The organism is Candidatus Enterococcus huntleyi (assembly GCF_009933175.1).
GTDB lineage: Bacteria > Bacillota > Bacilli > Lactobacillales > Enterococcaceae > Enterococcus_K > Enterococcus_K huntleyi.
Genome location: NZ_MAEJ01000012.1, coordinates 176,663 through 194,935, shown reverse-complemented (window position 1 = coordinate 194,935; position 18,273 = coordinate 176,663). Strand labels below are relative to the sequence as shown.

Sequence of the window (18,273 nt, the reverse complement as noted above, 5' to 3'; positions counted from 1 at the left end):
TTATCAGACTCTCATTGTTTTCACAATTTTTATGCTCAAAAGCAAATGATTCAGCTTGTTCAGGTAAGTCTTTGCTTGTACATTCCTGTTTGACTTCGATAAAATATATCTTATGCTTTTATAACCTGAATGATTCATATTTTTAAATATAATAAGTTTTCACCCCATAAATAAGAAGTGAAACTTAAGTTTTCTTGCTCATTCCTGATTAGCTAATCTTATTGTGAAGTTAACAGCGTAAAAACGGATTAAATTCGGAAAAATAGCCGCAAAAATCCCTTGATGGAAAAAAACGAATTTTTTACTGGTCAATATAGCTGAAGTGTTTGAATTCGATGAAGGACTTGCCAGAACAACGTGTCAAAAACATTGGAACTCGCGAGTTGTACGCGGATTTTTCGTGCGTGGGGAGTTACTTTTGAGGCGACTCGAAAAAGTTTGAAGCGAATCGTTGCCACGGTTTCCTTGCGCTCTGCTTCAGGGAAAGTCAGCTACTTCACGAATTGAAAAAGATTATAGGCTATCCAGCTCAACATCATTCGGCCTTCCTTTTGAACAAAGCTACTATGATCCATTTTATCAAAGAAAAAATCTTCTTTTATTTCCTTGATATCATTTTCCATCACGCCACGATGTTGGTACATAGGAAAAATCATTTTTGGGGACAGTTCCTCTAGATTAGTCACGAGAAACTCATGGCAGAAGAGATATTCTCCCGCAAGGCGAGTCGATTTTACAATGACACAGTGCGCACGTTCCCAAGAGCTGACATGATAAGACAACTCATTCCATTGTACTTCGTGTCGCGTAAAATCTGTCGTATCTGAATAAAGCATACATCCTTCTGCTAGTCGTTGTAATTTTGTATTGCCTTTTAAACGAATCAGAAAATTCACTTGGTACTCGTCACAAATATCGCAAACCCACTATCGCCACGAACCAACAATTGCCGATAACAGGAATCACCATGGAATCGTTCAAGAATTGGGCGTAGAAAATCCGCTGTACCATTGGAAGTATAAACATTCCCTGGACGTAGCTGTGCGCCAAGAAACAACCGACTCAAGCCATCAAAAGCCACTAGTGGGTGATAACCTGTCGTACCGTAATATCCGTTGTAGGATGTTTTTTCTTGGCAGCCAAAGGTATCGGCATGCGTCGAATCTAGATCAATGATCATTTCTTGTCGATTCAATTGGTGAATGAATAGTCCACTCAGTTGGTCATTGAGCGTTTGAAAGCAATCAACCGTGTCTGTATCTCACCAACTGATAAAACGCGACATCGTGGGTTGTGAGGCTAAAGATTTTTTGTTCAATGCCAAAGTGAGGATAGGGTCGTTCATAAGAAAATCACTGGCAGATTCAGATTTGTATCCAGCAATTACTTGTAAGGGTAATTGTTTGAATAAGTCTTTCGTCGTATGTGTGCAATACTTTCTAGGATCAGAAAAATGACAATACTCTTGGATAGAGTCATCAAAGTTAATCTGATGTAAGAATTCTTGTACAAGTAACAGACCAGAATCGGAAGATAACTGTCCACCAGTACTAGAAATTAGTAATTTGAGATTGGAATTTAAATGATTTTGATGTAAAGTCAACATGAAGAGCACTCCTTTTATTGTGAGGTTTTAGTCGATTTAACAATAACACAGGAAGGCTCTTTTTGTGCACCAAACTGGTGAAAACAAAAAACTCGTAGATCGGTTAAACAACGTTACTTTTCAACATATCTTTGAGTTACTATGAATTATTCAGGTATAAACATATGTTTTAAATATTTCCCATTGAAGTTAACTGGCAGACGCTTAAGAATAACATGACAAGCATGGGTGAAAGGAAGACAGAAGTATCAATACTGTTTTAATAAAAAACATAAACCATCTACGCAAAGACCAAGCAAGAAGAGATAATAAAGTCTGGAAAATTAGATAACTTTAAAGGAAACACATTGTCTTTCTGATTCTATGCCAGAAGTGGAAATTAATATTTTATTTTAGCCGCCCAAATCTAAAATAAAAATAAAAATTACTGCTTTACTTTATACAATCTGTAAGTAAATTTACGTTCAAAGACTTGACTGTGTTGTGCAACAAGAGTGTAATTGTCTCTGATATTTTTTGGAACGGCAACTTCTTCAGGTAAATCATATTCTCCACGAGTGACAACAAACATGACTTTCTTCTTATTGACAATTTCGTTCTTCTCATCCATCAATCTTGGCATTCTATCATGACTAATATTTTGTCTCATAAAGAAATAGCTTGTTGGAGTGATGTCTGCTGCCCTATAGAGTCCCATATCCAAGAATCCATAATTTAGGAGGGTTGGCTTTTTCTCTTTATTTATTATATCTGCAAAGACTAATTGAGCAGGTCTTGTTCTATCAGTTTTCTCACCATCTTTCGAGATGGAAACTGATGGGTTATTTGTGAATAATTTTGCCTCTTTAAAATTCTCATTTGTTCCCAAAACTATTATTAGACTAAAGCAGGCAATAAATAAAGTCTTAATTAAGAAAATATTTATCGAACTTTTTTCTTCTGGAAATAAACGCCTCCCGATAATGATTATGGTAAAGGCAATATATGGGAGTAATATCAGATAATAGTAAGGTCCAGAATAGCCACCAAAGAGAGTTGAAATAGCCGTAGCTAGATAAACACTTACAAACATAAATTTACTACTAATTTCTTTCAAAACTTTCGTATCAATTATGATTAAAAGAGTTCCAACGATAAGGAACATATAGAGTATCGGATAAGGCGTAAATACATTTGAAAATTTGTTTATACTATTTAATAATTGCTCGATAAAGGAATTGAAAACTGCCGGATATAATTTCAAGTTTGCATAAAAATAAGCATAGTATAAATCATTTAATGCATTGTTTAAAGTAAAATACAGAATAATCGGCAAAGTTACTATACAAAAGCCAATACCATATCCTAAAATTAGACGGATAATTTCAAGCCAGTTTTTTTTCAATAAAAAAATGAAGCTTAAACATAGAAAGAAGGCTAGCCATCCACCAATCATTGTATATTTCATCCAAAATAAACAAGCAATTGAGAACCCAGATACTATTGAATACCTTAGAGGAACTGAAATGGTATCTTTGTCTAATTGCGCAATGAAGTATAATAAAAGCATTGTGAACGGAGCAGATATCTCTTCGACACCACCACCACGATTGAAGAATGGAGATAGGGTTAAAAATATTGAAAAAATGAAAGTTGACCAAAAAGCTTTATTTCGTGAGAGATACTTCTGAGCAATTGAAAAAAATAATAGCAAAGAACTAAAGAAAGCGAGTGTCTCAATAATAAATATACCAAGATAAGAATTTGGACTCAATAAGTGTGCTATTGCATAAATAAAATATAACAAAGGTCCTTTTTGCTCAAATAGATCTTTGTAGGGAATGAGACCTTCCAACCATGACTTTCCAACAGTATAAAATGAATTCATATCCACCCAGTCATTTAGCCAAAATAAAGGAGAAGACTTTGTGGTAAGTAACATATGGATGATCGAATAAATTAATAGTGAGAAAATAATGAATTTATATTTTCTTAGGCGATAGAGCAACAGTTTGATGTTCCTATTATCTGATTTCGATATATTTTGATTTTTTTCTGTATGCATGTCATTCTTGTCTCCGTTCTAAAAAATTGATGATACTTCAAGTATTGTACCATTAAATTAGAGGTGCAAGATAAATTTTCAAAAAAATTCTCTTACATTTTTTTTGAAAATTAAAGGGATTTAAAAAAAGCGATTAAAGGCTTTTAATAACTTTTCATTTATCCGATACTATAGGTGCTGCATCCGTAATACCTTCTATATTTATTGAATTGCTGATAATCAAGCAATAGGAATGTTAGCGCCGAATGCCGGTGGCGAACCAACAGGCGTAATCAAAGAAGCGATTGATGCTGCCTTTGGTAGTTTTGCGATAATTTGAAAGCTGAATTTAAAACAGCTTCAACATCAAAATCGAGTTCAGAATGTGCTGCAACACGCTAATATCAAACTCGCAGACTTTATTACGGATATTTGTAATGGTTCTGGGAGAAGATGCTTAGAATTACTGCTTGACGGCGAAAAACTACGGAAAAGCTTATTCACAAAACCATCTCTAAACGCGGTAAACTTTCACCATTAGATATTGCTCAAGCAATGGAAGGGACATTTTCCAAAACACAACGTATCCTTTTAGAAAGTCACTCTCGTTCATCAGAGCAAATTGACGAAGAAATTCACGTGCTTGATAAAGCAATTGAGGAAATTACCTAGGAATACGTTGAAGCGATGGATGCCTTACAAACAATCCCTGATGTGAAAAAAGAGGGGCAGAGATTATTTTAGCAGAAGTAGGACCGACCGTTGAACAGTTCGTTAGTACAAAACAACTCGCTTCGTGGGCAGGACTTTTGTCCGAGAAGTTATACGAGTGGAGGCGTGAGTAAATCCGCTCACATTACAGCGGGAAATAAGTATCTGAAAACCATCCTTTATCAGTGTGGTGGAACTACTGGATGCTCAAAGAGTCCAACGTTTTCGGATCTGTATAATCGAATTTCTCGAAAAAGAAGTAAGGAAAAAGCGATTATTGCTTGTGTGCATAGGATTTTGAGAATCGCTTATAAGATTCTTTCAGACCAAACAAATCGGGTAAATGAAAAATCCTCACTAGAGGGTGCAATCAACTAGCGAGGAACCATTTTTAAAAATTTTCTTTACACTAATTATACAAGTAAAGATTTTTTGTGTTTTTTTACATGATTAGTTTCATTAAAAAATACATAGTTCTCAAAACGAGCAAAAACCTGCTCTTAAAACGTTGATTTGATATACAAACATTTCGAGAAGTTTTGTATTCTTCAAATTATCAAGAATAAGATTATTTTCATAATTTTTATGCTCAAAGCCATACTTTCCTTTTATGATTTATTATTTTTATCTTTTTTGCAGTCGTACGTATCTTCAATAAAATAAAGAGGTCGTTGTTTTGTCTCCATAAATATTCTACCTAGATATTCACCTATAATACCAATTGAAATTAATTGGCAACCACCTAAAAATAGCATAACAATCATGAGAGAAGGAAATCCTGATGTATCAGCACCATAGATCATAGTTTTAATTAAAACATAGATCATGTATATAAACGCAAGACTTGAAATAATGAACCCAAAAAACATTGATAATTTTAGTGGTGCTGTCGTGTAGGAAGTAATTCCTTCCACTGCTAATTTGACTAGAGAGCCAAAGTTCCATTTTGTTTCACCATGTAGTCTAGGTTCAGCATCGAATTCTATTGCTATTTTTTTAAACCCTACCCAGTTATATAGCCCTTTAGTGTACCTTTGTGTTTCCCGTAATTTATTAAGGGCAACGACAACTTTTTTATCTAATAAACGATAATCGCCAGCGTCAGGTAGTACGGAAACATCAGACATTTTCGAAAGCACTCTATAAAACATTTTAGAAGTAGTTTTCTTCAGCCAAGACTCACCTTTCCTAGCATTTCTTTGTGCATAAACATCTTCATAGCCAAGTTCCCACAATTTAATCATCTCTAGTATTGCAAGAGGCGGATGCTGTAAGTCTGCATCGATTGTAACCATCGCATCATGCGTAAAGTAGTCAAAACCAGCTGACATGGCAATCTCTTTCCCATAATTCCTAGATAAATCAATTAAAGAAATATCTTGATTCTTTTCAGCTAGTTTGAGTACTGTGGATACAGTTTCATCTGTACTTCCATCATTAATAAAAAGGATTTCAAATGAGTAATCATTTTTTAATTGCTCTGTGACAGTAGTAATTGCTTCGTATAAAGGAAAGATATTCTCTGACTCATTATATGCAGGTATTGAAATTAATATATTTTTCATTGAAATTCTCCTATATTTAAATTTCTTTTTTCTTAAAAATAAATAGTTTACTGAATATATAATTGGCAATTACAATAAAAATTTGAGTGATTAATTTTGATACAAAATCGTCAATATGGATAATTTTAATTAGAATAAACATCGAGCCCATGTCAATTCCAAATGATAAGAGTCTATAAAATACAAATTGAGAAAATTCGAATGCCCATGATTTGATATCTTTTGAATGGGACTTGAAAACCCATAATTTATTTGTAACAAATGCAAATATTACTGCAGCAACCCAGGATGCAGTGTTAGAAATGACCATATCAAGATTCAAAAAATCTTTAAATATAAAGTAAACAATAAAATTTACTACAGTGGTTAACCCACCAAAAAAGACATATGTTAGAACCTCCCAGTAGCCTTTTGCTTCTATATTGTTAACTAATGTCTTAATTTTATTCATAACAATAACCTCATTTCACAATATATTCTATAGTAACTTATTTAACGAAAAATATCTATTTTATATTTGAGTAAATTTGATAATTATTGGCCTTTATTACTAAAAGAAATTTAACGGCAAAAAAAATGACCTCCCCCTATATTACAATAGTTATGTCTTCTAAGACGTACTCACATGGAGAGATTCCTTATGATTATTATACAACAACCCACTCTATTTGGCCTGTACATTTTAGCAACTCTTGACGTAAAAGTACTACAGGTCAGAATTTTCTCTCCAATCGATTTCGGTCGATTTATTTAGCTTTTTCAAAAAGCTTATCATGTAGTCATATTTATCACTGTCTATTATGATACCACTATCCGCTCAATTTTCACGAGATTTGCAGAGAAATTCCAGCGATGACAAAGCTTATTGCCTACCTAGAAGAAAATATTGACTTTAAGCTATGCTACTTAATGTTGTATCTTGCCGTTTCGTTGTGAGTAAGCCCATGCGAAGCAGCGCTTTAATTGGCTGAAGCTACGTTCCACCTCAACACAGTCAGCGTTATCTTTATATTCTAGTTGCTTATCTCGAATTTCGTTTTTCTTTGGTCGACCTAATGCCGGACCAGACAAACGAATCCCTCGTGCGATACAGTAATTGATGTTGTTTCGATTGCGATAAATTTTATCGGCGAGCACGCTCTCCGGATAATACCCATAACGATCATAGTATCTTCGAACGGCTGTGACGAGTACCTCAGACTCATTGTAGGCATCAAAACTTGTTTTCTCTAATCGAGTGAATCCATTGTCCAAACTTAAATCTAATTTGGCTCCGAACTACGTTGCCGCCTTGGTTTTTCCACGAACAATCGGTCGAATCCACGGCTGATGAAAGCTGATAATACGGTCGGGTACACTATGCGTGCGATTTTCATACATCTGTTGTTGTTGACCATAGATGCGCTCGATGGTTTCTCACTGATGTTTTTCTTGCTCATTTAGAAGATAGCTTGCTTTCCAGAATTCTTTGATGATTCGGATATCTCGTTTTAGGAAATTTAACAGTTTGCGGATTTTTGGACGCAGCAATCTAAGTGATTTCTTTTTACGACGAACGATAGACAAATAAACCCCACAAGCTTTCTTACGATAAATACGCGATTTCTTCACGTTGGTTGCTTCGCAAATTGTATCAATAATGGTTTCTGCATGCGTTCTTGCATCGTTGAGTAATTCGGTCTCAGTTGAATATTTGACCTGTTGGGGTGCACACGTGCATCTAAAATAAGCGTGCCACCAGTCGAATCGCCATCATCATTATTCTTAGGTTTTTGTTGTGCATCTAAGATTTTTTTCGTTAATTTCCATCAAGGTCACTTCATCCAATCGTTTACGGAAATAGACCATCGTAGAGGCATCAAAAGGCTTTTCGTCCTGATACCCAGGCAAGCCAATGAAGAATTGGAGATATGGATTTTCTTGGATTTGTAGAACAGTTTCTTCATCCGAATAGTTATATTCTTTTTGGATAAGCAACGAACCCAAGGCCATTCGTAAGGGTTTCGCAAAATTTCCTTTTTTGTTACGGAAATTTTTTGCATACTCCTTTTCCAACGCTACCCAAGGAATGATTCCCGCTTTTTTTATCCAGCGATTTCCAGGGTTCATCTTAAGACCTACTGGTTGATCAAAATCTTCAAAAGAAAGTTGGGTATGTGTGTTTGTTTTATACATCAGAAGCCTCCATTTAGATAAAAAGTGCACGATTTTCGCTGAGTCAGCTGAAAAACCCTTGCACTTATTACATCAAAATATGAAGTAAAACACTGGCTTATCAACATTTTCTGATTTGTCCAGTAGACATCAATTAGAAAAATACATCCTATAAATATGTCTCTAAATGCATGTTCTTGTGAAAATGAACTGATTTTCTTTTCGGATAAATCCCTAAAAATAGTGATTGTTTTGCTAGTTATTTGTGGTAAAATTAATAGTGATTATTTTAAGAATAGAGAATGAATTAATCTTGTGAAAAATTATAACTAAGGAAAGGATTTCAATTGTAAACTAGTTGTTTACTTTTAGCTATTAATATCGAAAAGACAATAAGTTTTAATAAATTAAATGTTCAGGTGTTGTTTATCCCTACTGGACTATTACACGGAGGTCTTATGAAAAAAATTGTTAAAGAAAATATGTTTGTGATCTTCATTGCTTTTTTTTATTTTATAATTGGAGCGTTAATCCCACTATCCGGTGATGACTGGACTTGGGCAGGACAAACAGGGTTAGATCGTTTATCTATATGGTTCGATAATTATAATGGTCGATACTTAGGAAATATAATCGAAATGCTAATTACACGTTTCTGGATTATACGCGTAATTTTTTACACAATAATTAATACAGGCATATTCGTTTTAATAAAAAAAATTATTGGCGAAAAATCTTTCTTATTCAACGCTTGCATCATGGCACTTATACTAGCAATGCCTATAGATATTTACAGGCAGACGTATGGTTGGTTTGCTGGATTTTCTAATTACAACGTATCAATCTTTTCAACATTACTTACAATTGTAATACTTAAGAAGTACACAAATAATAAAGTTCAGCCGTTAATGCAAATGCTTTTCTTTTGTTTATTTTTTTTACAACAATTAATCGTGGAGCATATGACACTTTATAATGTACTCCTTGCTGGATTCGTTGTTGTCTATACGTTAATTAAAAAAGAGAAAGTGTCATTATTAAAATACAACTTACTAGTAGCGTCAATTCTAGGTGCCGCAACAATGTTCTCCAATAGTGTGTATCTTTCAATTATTAATCATACAGATAGCTATCGAACGATTGGTACAACGAATGAAACATTGTTTTCAAAGGTATATCATACTATTACTCAAAATTGGATGAATTTAGTTATAACAAATAACTGGTTAATCAATATAATCTTAAGTATACTTGTTACGATTACTATTTTGAAATATACCAAAAAATATACCGAAAAAAAATATCTTATCTTTATTCCTTCATTTTTATTTGTTTTTTCTTTTTGGTCATTCTTTAAATCAGTTGGACGTATAAATTCAGAATTTTTCGGTAAATATTTCTTATTGTTAGAATCTATAGCAGCTATTATGTTCATGCTACTTATCGCTATTGCAATATTTATTTGTATTGAAAAAAAAGAGACAAAAATAGAATTGCTTTTTTATGGTTTTTCTGCAATTATCTGTGTCTTACCTTTTTTAATACTCGAACCATTAGGTCCTAGGTGTATCTTAAGTAGTTATATATACTATATTTTGTTGAGTGGTAAACTGGCTAGCTATAATACTCTTTCTCTTAAAATTGAAGGAAGGTTCAGTCCTGCTCTTATGTATGGGCTAAAATTAGCACTTTCTGCCGTAATATTAACTCTATTTTTAGGTTATTCGATAATTTCGTATAAAAATCTAAGAGTTAGTTTAACCCGTGTACAAGATGCTGAATATTCAGCATCCAATGATACCTTAGTTATTAAAAGACTTCCTTTTGAACAATACACTCAACATGGATCACCGTTTCCAAATTCAGTACAAGAGAATACCTTTAAACAGCAATTTAATATTCCAAAGGAAAGAAAAATAATATTTGTAAATTATACAAATAAAGTATATTAATTGACAAAAATAAAATGTAGGAAACTGGCGATTTAATTTGCCAGTCTCCTACATTTTTTATCAAAAAAAAGACACAGTTTCCAGAATATTTAAAATTATTTTTGCAGACTAATTTTTGTGATGCTATCAGTACACATATTTCAGATACCTATTGGCAAACTGAGTAAACAATCTGTTTTTAATATTATTCTTATTATACGATTGCTTTAACTATGTCTTGTATTTCACTAACTACTCCTATAAAATTGAGAGTATACTTTTATCAATGCTTTATATGATATACGAGGGAGACGACTATGACAACTTGGCAACTTTTTTACAGCTCACTGTTTCATTTCAAAAAATTGAAGGATGCAAAACAAACACCGTTTTGGAAAGCAATTTTATATACACTCTTTTTAAGTGCTCTATTATCTATTCCAATCGCGTTTAAAGTCTTTGGTGTCATGCAAGATATTCAACAGGATGGTCAAGCCATTGCTGCTGAAATACCTGATTTTACCATTAAAGAGGGACGATTATCAACAGATGCTCAAGTCGAAGGCTTCATTTATCAGACTGACTCAATTATTTTTACTTTTGACCCTACTGGAAAACGTGAGCCAAATGATATCTCAAATGATCTGATTGGTAATTTCCTAAGTGTCGGTTTATTAGAGAAAGAATTAGTGTTGAGCCTGCCAAACACTGGTGGTGTCATGACTGCACTTTTTGGAAATGATCAATTTAATATTCCGTATACGAATGAAGTGCTACAAAATCTTTCAGGTGAAAATCTACGAACCTCTTTGGATAGTTCACATATTCCTTGGTGGATACAAGTCATTGCTTTTCTTGTTTCCCTTTACCCAGCTTTTATTAGCTTAGTAGTTACGCTTTTCTTTGCCACAATCGGTGCTAACCTCTATGCTAAATTAAAACTTTATACGGTTACTTTTTTCGAAACATTAAAAACGATGATTTATTGTGCAACATTACCAGTCATTCTTTCAGCGTTAATTTATGTGTTTTCTCCATCATTTGATAGTAGCTTACTCATTACCTTTATCTCGCTATTCATCTTTACACAAGCAGCTAAAGGCTTCCCTAAACAGGAAATGCCTCCTTTACGTTAAGGTTATTTCTTTAAAATTAAGTAAGCCAGTCGTAAAAACTAGACCTTTTCAGCCTGATTAGGTCTTTTTATTATATTTTCATAGTAATTATATATAGAAAGACTCTTTCGTTCGAGTTTTTATTCTTTTTTGGTACACTGATTATGAGGAGATGAGACCATGTCAAAAAAAATTATTTATTCAACTAGACCTTTTCGTCAAGAATTTATTACACAAATTGCTACTATCGCTCCTGAGTTTTCCTGGCAAACAACTCTCAAAAAGTCGCAAATATCAGATGTTGAGATTATGCTTGGCTGGGATCGAGAATTAGAATCTGAATTGCTAACAAAAGATTCTAATCTGCGGTGGGTACAATCGATTTCTGCTGGTGTCGATTATCTGCCATTGGAGCAGCTTTCTAAGAATAATGTGCTACTCTCAAATGCTAGTGGATTACATCGCGATTCGATTAGTCAGCATGTTCTAGGTGTAATCCTTAGTGATTATCGAGGAATTCATAAATCTGCTCTAAATCAAGAACAGCATTTATGGAAAGACTCTACAATGACTTATCGCACGCTAGAACAAGCCAACCTCTTAATTATTGGTACTGGGAAAATTGGTCAACGTTTGGCCGAATTAGCCACACCATTTGGTCCAACTATTTTTGGTATTAATACATCTGGTCATAAGCTGCCGAATTTCAAAGAAACCTATCCTATTGGACAGCTACATGAAGTGTTGCCTGATATGGATATTGTCGTCAATATCCTACCTCTAACTCCCGAAACAACTGGTTTATTCAATGCTCAGCTTTTTTCAGTAATGAATCCGGAGGCACTTTTCATAAATGTCGGTAGAGGAAAGTCAGTCGTCACAGAAGACTTGATTGCGGCGCTGAATAAACAGCAATTTCGTTTTGCCGCACTTGACGTTTTTGAGGAGGAGCCCTTGCCTGATACTAGTCCCTTATGGATGATGGACAATGTGTTAGTCACACCACATTTATCAGGGATGACACCGAACTTCCAAGAAAAATTTATGCAGATATTTCTTGAAAATTTGAAAAGTTATCACAAAGAACAAAAAATTGCTATTAATCAGGTGAATTTAAATAAAGGTTATTAACTTGAACAAAAAGGAGTAACTAATTATTAGCTCAATTAGTTACTCCTTTGTTTTATTTGTCATCGGAACTTAAAACATTTAATTTATTCGTATCTTCAGTTTCCTTGACGATGTAAATTGGCCGTTTCTTGGTCTCTAAAAAAATCTTTCCTATGTATTTGCCAATGATACCCAAACATAATAATTGGAGACCACCCACAAAAAGAAAAACAGAAATTAGTGAAGGCCAGCCGCTTGTTGGATCACCAAATAATAAGGCCCGTACAACGATGAAGATTAATGCTATACCTGAGGCAATACAAGAAAATGCTCCCACAAAAGAAGCGATATTCAAAGGAGTGTCCGAAAAATTAACAATTCCATCAATTGAGTAATTAAATAAGCTCCAAAAAGACCACGAAGTATTGCCTGCGACACGCTCCCGATTTTCATACTCTAAATACTCCGTCTTAAAACCAACCCAGCTAAAAATTCCTTTAGAAAAACGATTGTATTCACTTAATTCCAAGACAGCATCGACCATCTGCCGACTCATTACACGGAAATCTCGGGCACCTTCCACCATCTCGGTATCCCCTATTTTGTTAATAAGCTTATAAAAAAGACGTGCAAAAAAACTCCTGATTGGTGGTTCACCATCACGGCTAATTCTTCTAGTCCCGATACAATCAGCATCAGTTGTGCGCACTCGTTCAATCATTTGAGGAAGCAACTCTGGTGGATCCTGTAGGTCAACATCCATCACAGTAATCAAATCACCCTTTGCAGCCTCAAGCCCCGCATAGAGTCCTGCCTCCTTACCAAAATTTCTCGAAAAAGAAATATAACGTACTTGTTCTGAATCATCTTTTGCTAACTCGCGTATGATACTTAACGTCTGATCCGTTGAGCCATCATTCACAAATATATATTCAAATGCCTCATTAATCGTTTGATGAACACGTTCCATCTCTTTATAAAAGAGCAAAATAGACTCTTCTTCATTGTAACAAGGTACTACGATTGATAACATTGCGTTCACTCCCATCATGACATAAAAATTATAGCATAAAGCCTTCATTATGGAAAAAGAAATTCAAAAAAAACCGATTTTCCTTATCGAATTCTTTTGAATTCCTTTAGTAGAAAATAAATATTACTACCAATTATTTTTGAATAATCTCGACAAATTATTGCTTTTCATCTTCTTGATTCTTAGTAAAGACATACTTCGGTTCCTCTAATTTCTCATCAAAATCAACGGTTAAGTCATAGCCTTTAAAGAACCAATCATCGGTTTCTTCGATAAAATAAGTAACGCCATCGATTTCTTTCTTTAGTAAAGGTTCTACAGGTTTGTCCGCTGACATACCTATTGAAAAGCCATCATGAACATCAGTCTTCCCATAAATCTTTCCATAGAAACGGATACCCATACCAGGTTCCAGAGAAATTTCTTCTTTAAACCAGCTTTGTGCTTTAGGTGTTATCTCTAATTGCATATTAATACTCCCCTTCTACATGTTCATCTTTTCATCAAGAATATCCACGTCATCTGTTTCACCAATGACTAATAAATTGTCGTTTTCACGAACGAATTCATTAGCATCAGGAGAAACAACCACTTTTCCATTCGCACGTCTGATGGCGACAACTGTCAAACCAAACCGCTGGCGGAAATTCAATTCTAATAATGATTTATTAAAGAATTTTGGATTAGCTACTCGAATTTCTACTAGTGAAAAATCATCTGATAATTCTAGATAATCTAAAATATTTTTGGAGACCAGGTTATGTGCGATTCTCACGCCCATATCCCTTTCCGGATGGACAACACGATCAGCACCAATCTTCTCCAATACTCTTGCATGATACGAATTTTGGGCTTTAGCTACAACGTTTTTGACCCCCATCTCTTTAACCATTAAGGTTACAAGAATACTGGCCTGAATGTCTTCACCTATCGCCACAATGACATGATCGAAATTTCGAATACCTAACGAGCGCAAAGTCATCTCATCTTGCGCATTAGCAACAACTGCATGGGTCGCAATATTCATATATTCATTCACACGATCTTCATTATTATCTATTGCTAGCACTTCTTGTCCTGCTTCAATCAGTGTTCGACAAATGCTCCCACCAAAACGCCCTAGACCAACTATTGCAAAATTTTGTTTCATACGCTTCTCCTATTCTCATGTTCAAAATATAGTATAACAAAGGGAACCAAAAATAACTACGAAAGAGATTTATGACTTCTATTGAATATAAGATGAGATAATTATTTATTTTTTCAAATACCTCTTCACTACTTTTCCAATCCTTTTATAAATTGTGCTAGTTGCTTCATTTACTTTATCTATATTGTTTACTTTAGTTATTTTATCTACTTTGTTCTCACATACTAAAGGTTTCCCGTTGACTATTTTTTCTTCGATAAGTTTAATCTTTTCTGGGACAGATTTTAATTCTTTTAAGGCATTATAGACGGCTATCTTTTCTGATAGATTCCCTTTATTTTTTTTCACAAAGTTGAAGTTGGCTATATTTCCCTTGTATTTCTGTGATTCTTTCGTTTGTTCTCTCGAATAATTGTGCGTGGAAGGTCTATCCCAAAAAGTGTCACTTTTTATCTTTCTACAGGGGATGCCAGCATATGTACAATTCGACGATAATATTCCAGAAACTAGACTTTTTGCTCCTACAACAGTCCCCGAACCAACCATAGAACCTTTAGTAAAGTGGACATCTTGACCAACCCATATATGATCTCCCAGAATGATTCCTTTAGAATTATTAATTCGATTGCCCTGTAAGTCATAGATTAAATGAACATCAGAGGTTCTTAGCCAAATACCAAACGAAAACATACAATCTTTTCCAATTAAGACATTTTCTCTTTCAGAGAGACTGATTGAAATGGCGCCATTAAAACTAGCACCTGTGTCAATAAATAAACAAGTTTCGGAAAAAACACTTGCTCTTATATTTACTGGATTACGAGACTTTTTTATATATACTAGAGAATCATTTCCTTCAAAAGTGATTGAAGAATTTGTTATATTAGTTCCTTTGTCGACGACAACAACATTCCGCTCTCCCTTAAAAGCTATTTTAGTATTTTTTAAAACTAGGTCACTATCTACGCCTTCAGCGTCATTGATTATTATTCTATTTGTTCCTACCAATTTTTGCTGTTTATATTCCTCAACTAATTCCATTTACCATATACTCCTCTCGCTAAAACATAAGCCAATCAGTATATCTATTCAGATTTGATACTTTGCTCTTTTCACTCTACTTTTTGACTACTCGCATAATTATTTTGTATAGCAAATAAGCTTTAAACACGTAATAGGATAATTTTATCACTTATTTATTCAGAATGTACAGTGCTACAAGTAAATTATTAATAATAAGAGCAACCTATTTAAGTACACTCTCATACAGCAAATTTAGCCCTATAAGAGCAGACTATCTTTCTTACTTAAATTTCAAAAAAAATAGTGCCTTATTACTTTAATAAGCGCACCATTTCTTCTTATTTCACTAATCCATGTTTAAAAGCATAGATTGCTGCTTGCGTTCGGTCCTCTACCTCAAGTTTTGAAAGGATATTTGAGACATGCGTTTTCACAGTTTTCAATGTAATAAACAGTTCATCCGCAATTTCTTGATTGCTCTTTCCTTGCGAAATTAGCATCAAAATTTCATTTTCACGATTGGTTAATTCATCGTGAAGAATAGGTTCATTCCGACGGCTCATTTTTTCCATCATCTTGGTAGTTACTTCAGGTTCTAGCACGCGTTCTCCACGTTGCGTTGCCCGAATCGCATCGGCAATTTCATGAGCTGTCGATGTTTTCAACATATAGCCTGCTGCCCCAGCCTCAATCGCTGGATAGACCTTTTCATCATCAATAAAACTCGTCACAATAATAATTTTTGCTTCAGGCCAATCGGTAAGAATAGCTTTCGTTGATTCAATTCCATCCATTTCGTCCATCACTAAATCCATTAAAATAACATCTGGACGTAAATCCAATGCTTTTTCATACCCTATGCGCCCATTTTCAGCTTCGCCTACCACTTCAATATCATCTTGAATCGAAAGATAGGAAGAAACACCTAAACGAACCATCTCATGGTCATCCACTAACAATACTTTAATCATTTTTTTCTACCTCCTTAAACAGGGGAATCTTTATTTCAACACTGGTTCCTTTTCCGACAAAGCTAATAATCTTGACCGTACCACCCATCCCTGTCACACGCTCTCGAATATTTGTTAAGCCATAGCTACCTGTCTTACTTTGATTCATATCAAAGCCGACACCATCATCAACAGCGCGTAATAAAACACTCTGATCGACTTGATGGAGATAGACTTCTAATTCATCCGCTTTCGCATGACGCAACGTATTGGACAGCAATTCTTGAACCACTCGGAATAAATGATCCTCCATTGAACTATTTAAGGTTACATCTTCTACGTCCCATTTGAGCTTAATCTGAATTTTGCTCTTCAATTCGACAAGAAGTTGTTCAATCCCTTGTTTCAAGCTTTTTCCTTCTAAACTAATCGGACGTAAATGTAATAAGAGAGCCCGCATCTCTGATTGAGAAGCATTGATAATATCAGCTACCATCGCCAATTGTTTTCGATAGGCTTCTAACGCATCCAATTTTTGGGCTTGTTCATTAAGAGCAGACATCAACATCATAGCCGCAAATAATTGCTGAGACACAGAATCATGAAGCTCACGTGCTAATCGATGTCGTTCTAATTGCAGAATTTCTTCTTTTGTTTCACCATCCATAATTTGCGGACGACTATTTAACAATTGCAATTCCTTAGACATTTCCATCATCTTATCTTTTATTTTCAAAATATCTTTGTCAACTTCTTGAATATATAAATCATTACTAGGGTAAGGAACTGGTTGCTCCAATTTTTTACTTTCATAATCATTATTCGCTAACAAACGAAGTTTTTCTTCGATTTTTCCATACTGAGCTTTTTGAATCACTGTAATAAGTAAAAATGTGATAAAACTTAGCCCCAATGAAAGGACAAAAATATGAAAAAGAATAGGTACATGGAAAATTCGTATTTCAAAAAGTTTAGCCCACCAATTTTTTGTGTTACTCCCAAAAAAATACGTAAATAGGGTAAAGATAATTACTAAAAAAGTGCTTAGAAAAGAGTAGGCGACAAGCATCGGGCGAGAAACTTTTCCCATCATATGCGTATCACCTCAACGTCTCCTAGCAAGGTATTCGTAATGATTTTCAGACGACGAGGATTCTCATCATAGTCATTACTATACATCTTGACTTGTTCATTTTTTAGCATCTGTTCTTCACCTTCAAATAATACATTTCCTAAAAGTGCCGAGTGATCTAAAGAAACAGCTATTCCTAAAGGAACCAATATTCTCGTCCGACCAATTCCTTTGCGAATAATAATGACACTATCTTTTTTAGGTAGCAAGGTATTTCCCAGATCGACAATCGTATCGCCTGAGACTAAATCCAAATTAATATCTTCCCATTCATACGCTTGGTTACCGATTCGCTCATTGCCAAACCAATGATGCTTTTTCCGTTCCCCACTGTGAGGTTGATTTTCCTTTGTGACTACCATAATCATCTGTTTTTTCCGCCAAAAAGTATTTTTGGTCAAATCAATTCCTGAAAGTTCAACCCCTTTTAAGCCGATAAAAACAATTGCTAAAACAAGCATCATCCACATAGCTGAACTACTAAGTAAGCTGATAAAAACAATGACTCCTCCAAAAACTAACTGAAAATTATTGAAGTGGGTTCTTTTTTTCTTTTTCAATACGACTAAAACTATATTAAAAATACCAAAAAAGAGTAGAAGAAGCAGTGGCGGATTGCTCATAATTTGCCACAATGCTAGTAGGAATAATAAAGCTTCACCTACTAAAAATAAGCGCCATGGGTTATTCATAGTTCTTCCTCCTCGCATAATCAAATTTAATTGTACACTTTATATTAACGGTTACTGCATGAAATTACTATAGGTCTT

Annotated in this window: 17 protein-coding genes and 2 pseudogenes; 5 read left to right on the top strand and 14 right to left on the bottom strand. The window is 34.4% G+C overall.

The genetic code is table 11. The annotated features are described in order from the left end of the window. Positions 1-308: 308 nt before the first annotated feature. Both BAU15_RS15570 and BAU15_RS08950 read right to left on the bottom strand, forming a co-directional pair. Positions 309-1,606, bottom strand: a pseudogene (locus tag BAU15_RS15570) (IS1380 family transposase). A gap of 424 nt (positions 1,607-2,030) precedes the next feature. Beyond that, positions 2,031-3,650, bottom strand: a complete 1,620-nt coding sequence (locus tag BAU15_RS08950) for a glycosyltransferase family protein (protein ID WP_161842398.1) — start codon at positions 3,648-3,650, stop codon at positions 2,031-2,033. A 232-nt stretch (positions 3,651-3,882) separates the two neighbouring features. On the opposite strand from BAU15_RS08950, the pseudogene BAU15_RS15755 reads away from it, so the two are divergent. Further along, positions 3,883-4,010 (top strand): annotated as a pseudogene (locus BAU15_RS15755) (Fe-Mn family superoxide dismutase); the annotation flags it as partial. Between the two features lie 381 nt (positions 4,011-4,391). Then, positions 4,392-4,718 carry a transposase gene (locus tag BAU15_RS15930; protein WP_161842397.1) on the top strand — a complete coding sequence of 109 codons (327 nt, stop codon included), beginning with the start codon at positions 4,392-4,394 and terminating at the stop codon, positions 4,716-4,718. A 230-nt stretch (positions 4,719-4,948) separates the two neighbouring features. On the opposite strand, the gene BAU15_RS08935 is transcribed toward BAU15_RS15930, so the two are convergent. The 5 genes from BAU15_RS08935 to BAU15_RS15740 all read right to left on the bottom strand — a co-directional run bounded on the left by BAU15_RS08935 (position 4,949) and on the right by BAU15_RS15740 (position 8,080). Next, positions 4,949-5,905, bottom strand: coding sequence for a glycosyltransferase family 2 protein (locus BAU15_RS08935; RefSeq protein ID WP_161842396.1), 957 nt, complete (start codon positions 5,903-5,905; stop codon positions 4,949-4,951). Positions 5,906-5,921: 16 nt separating this feature from the next. After that, a complete protein-coding gene (locus BAU15_RS08930; RefSeq protein WP_161842395.1) occupies positions 5,922-6,356 on the bottom strand; it encodes a GtrA family protein in 435 nt (144 codons plus the stop codon). Between the two features lie 455 nt (positions 6,357-6,811). Then, positions 6,812-7,159 (bottom strand): transposase, encoded by a 348-nt coding sequence (locus BAU15_RS15750; RefSeq protein WP_237580168.1) that lies wholly within the window; start codon positions 7,157-7,159, stop codon positions 6,812-6,814. Between the two features lie 162 nt (positions 7,160-7,321). Then, a complete protein-coding gene (locus BAU15_RS15745) occupies positions 7,322-7,516 on the bottom strand; it encodes a hypothetical protein (RefSeq protein ID WP_237580167.1) in 195 nt (64 codons plus the stop codon). 153 nt (positions 7,517-7,669) lie between these two features. Continuing rightward, positions 7,670-8,080, bottom strand: a complete 411-nt coding sequence (locus tag BAU15_RS15740) for a transposase (RefSeq protein ID WP_237580166.1) — start codon at positions 8,078-8,080, stop codon at positions 7,670-7,672. A 437-nt stretch (positions 8,081-8,517) separates the two neighbouring features. Between BAU15_RS15740 and BAU15_RS08920 the strand changes: the two genes are divergently transcribed. The 3 genes from BAU15_RS08920 (at position 8,518) to BAU15_RS08910 (ending at position 12,236) form a co-directional block, all read left to right on the top strand. Further along, positions 8,518-10,011, top strand: coding sequence for a hypothetical protein (locus BAU15_RS08920; RefSeq protein WP_161842394.1), 1,494 nt, complete (start codon positions 8,518-8,520; stop codon positions 10,009-10,011). A gap of 296 nt (positions 10,012-10,307) precedes the next feature. Beyond that, a complete protein-coding gene (locus BAU15_RS08915; protein ID WP_161842393.1) occupies positions 10,308-11,126 on the top strand; it encodes a DUF1189 domain-containing protein in 819 nt (272 codons plus the stop codon). 159 nt (positions 11,127-11,285) lie between these two features. Then, the gene (locus BAU15_RS08910) at positions 11,286-12,236 is read left to right on the top strand and encodes a phosphoglycerate dehydrogenase (RefSeq protein WP_161842392.1); all 951 of its coding nucleotides are present in this window, start codon (positions 11,286-11,288) and stop codon (positions 12,234-12,236) included. Between the two features lie 52 nt (positions 12,237-12,288). Here the strand turns inward: BAU15_RS08910 and BAU15_RS08905 are convergent, their stop codons facing one another. From BAU15_RS08905 to liaF, 7 genes are all read right to left on the bottom strand, one after another. Next, the gene (locus BAU15_RS08905) at positions 12,289-13,248 is read right to left on the bottom strand and encodes a glycosyltransferase family 2 protein (RefSeq protein ID WP_161842391.1); all 960 of its coding nucleotides are present in this window, start codon (positions 13,246-13,248) and stop codon (positions 12,289-12,291) included. Between the two features lie 157 nt (positions 13,249-13,405). After that, on the bottom strand, positions 13,406-13,717 hold the full coding sequence (locus BAU15_RS08900; RefSeq protein ID WP_161842390.1) for a HesB/YadR/YfhF family protein: 312 nt from the start codon (positions 13,715-13,717) through the stop codon (positions 13,406-13,408). Between the two features lie 15 nt (positions 13,718-13,732). Then, entirely contained in the window at positions 13,733-14,398 is a 666-nt protein-coding gene (locus BAU15_RS08895; RefSeq protein ID WP_161842389.1) for a potassium channel family protein, read from the bottom strand. A gap of 105 nt (positions 14,399-14,503) precedes the next feature. Then, complete coding sequence (locus BAU15_RS08890) at positions 14,504-15,439, bottom strand: acyltransferase (RefSeq protein WP_161842388.1); 936 nt, start codon at positions 15,437-15,439, stop codon at positions 14,504-14,506. Between the two features lie 320 nt (positions 15,440-15,759). Next, a complete protein-coding gene (locus BAU15_RS08885; protein ID WP_161842387.1) occupies positions 15,760-16,392 on the bottom strand; it encodes a response regulator transcription factor in 633 nt (210 codons plus the stop codon). Further along, positions 16,385-17,464 (bottom strand): sensor histidine kinase, encoded by a 1,080-nt coding sequence (locus tag BAU15_RS08880; protein ID WP_161842386.1) that lies wholly within the window; start codon positions 17,462-17,464, stop codon positions 16,385-16,387. The genes BAU15_RS08885 and BAU15_RS08880 overlap by 8 nt, the downstream gene beginning before the upstream one ends. Beyond that, positions 17,461-18,195: a cell wall-active antibiotics response protein LiaF gene (liaF, locus tag BAU15_RS08875; protein WP_161842385.1), complete on the bottom strand. Its 735-nt coding sequence runs from the start codon at positions 18,193-18,195 to the stop codon at positions 17,461-17,463. The genes BAU15_RS08880 and liaF overlap by 4 nt, the downstream gene beginning before the upstream one ends. Positions 18,196-18,273: the final 78 nt, after the last annotated feature.

Coding starts and splice junctions, on each gene's coding strand:
- BAU15_RS08950 (WP_161842398.1), bottom strand. CDS start 3,650: ATGCATACAGAAAAAAATCAAAATATATCGAAATCAGATAATAGGAAC.
- BAU15_RS08935 (WP_161842396.1), bottom strand. CDS start 5,905: ATGAAAAATATATTAATTTCAATACCTGCATATAATGAGTCAGAGAAT.
- BAU15_RS08930 (WP_161842395.1), bottom strand. CDS start 6,356: ATGAATAAAATTAAGACATTAGTTAACAATATAGAAGCAAAAGGCTAC.
- BAU15_RS15740 (WP_237580166.1), bottom strand. CDS start 8,080: ATGTATAAAACAAACACACATACCCAACTTTCTTTTGAAGATTTTGAT.
- BAU15_RS08920 (WP_161842394.1), top strand. CDS start 8,518: ATGAAAAAAATTGTTAAAGAAAATATGTTTGTGATCTTCATTGCTTTT.
- BAU15_RS08915 (WP_161842393.1), top strand. CDS start 10,308: ATGACAACTTGGCAACTTTTTTACAGCTCACTGTTTCATTTCAAAAAA.
- BAU15_RS08910 (WP_161842392.1), top strand. CDS start 11,286: ATGTCAAAAAAAATTATTTATTCAACTAGACCTTTTCGTCAAGAATTT.
- BAU15_RS08905 (WP_161842391.1), bottom strand. CDS start 13,248: ATGTTATCAATCGTAGTACCTTGTTACAATGAAGAAGAGTCTATTTTG.
- BAU15_RS08900 (WP_161842390.1), bottom strand. CDS start 13,717: ATGCAATTAGAGATAACACCTAAAGCACAAAGCTGGTTTAAAGAAGAA.
- BAU15_RS08895 (WP_161842389.1), bottom strand. CDS start 14,398: ATGAAACAAAATTTTGCAATAGTTGGTCTAGGGCGTTTTGGTGGGAGC.
- BAU15_RS08890 (WP_161842388.1), bottom strand. CDS start 15,439: ATGGAATTAGTTGAGGAATATAAACAGCAAAAATTGGTAGGAACAAAT.
- BAU15_RS08885 (WP_161842387.1), bottom strand. CDS start 16,392: ATGATTAAAGTATTGTTAGTGGATGACCATGAGATGGTTCGTTTAGGT.
- BAU15_RS08880 (WP_161842386.1), bottom strand. CDS start 17,464: ATGATGGGAAAAGTTTCTCGCCCGATGCTTGTCGCCTACTCTTTTCTA.
- liaF (WP_161842385.1), bottom strand. CDS start 18,195: ATGAATAACCCATGGCGCTTATTTTTAGTAGGTGAAGCTTTATTATTC.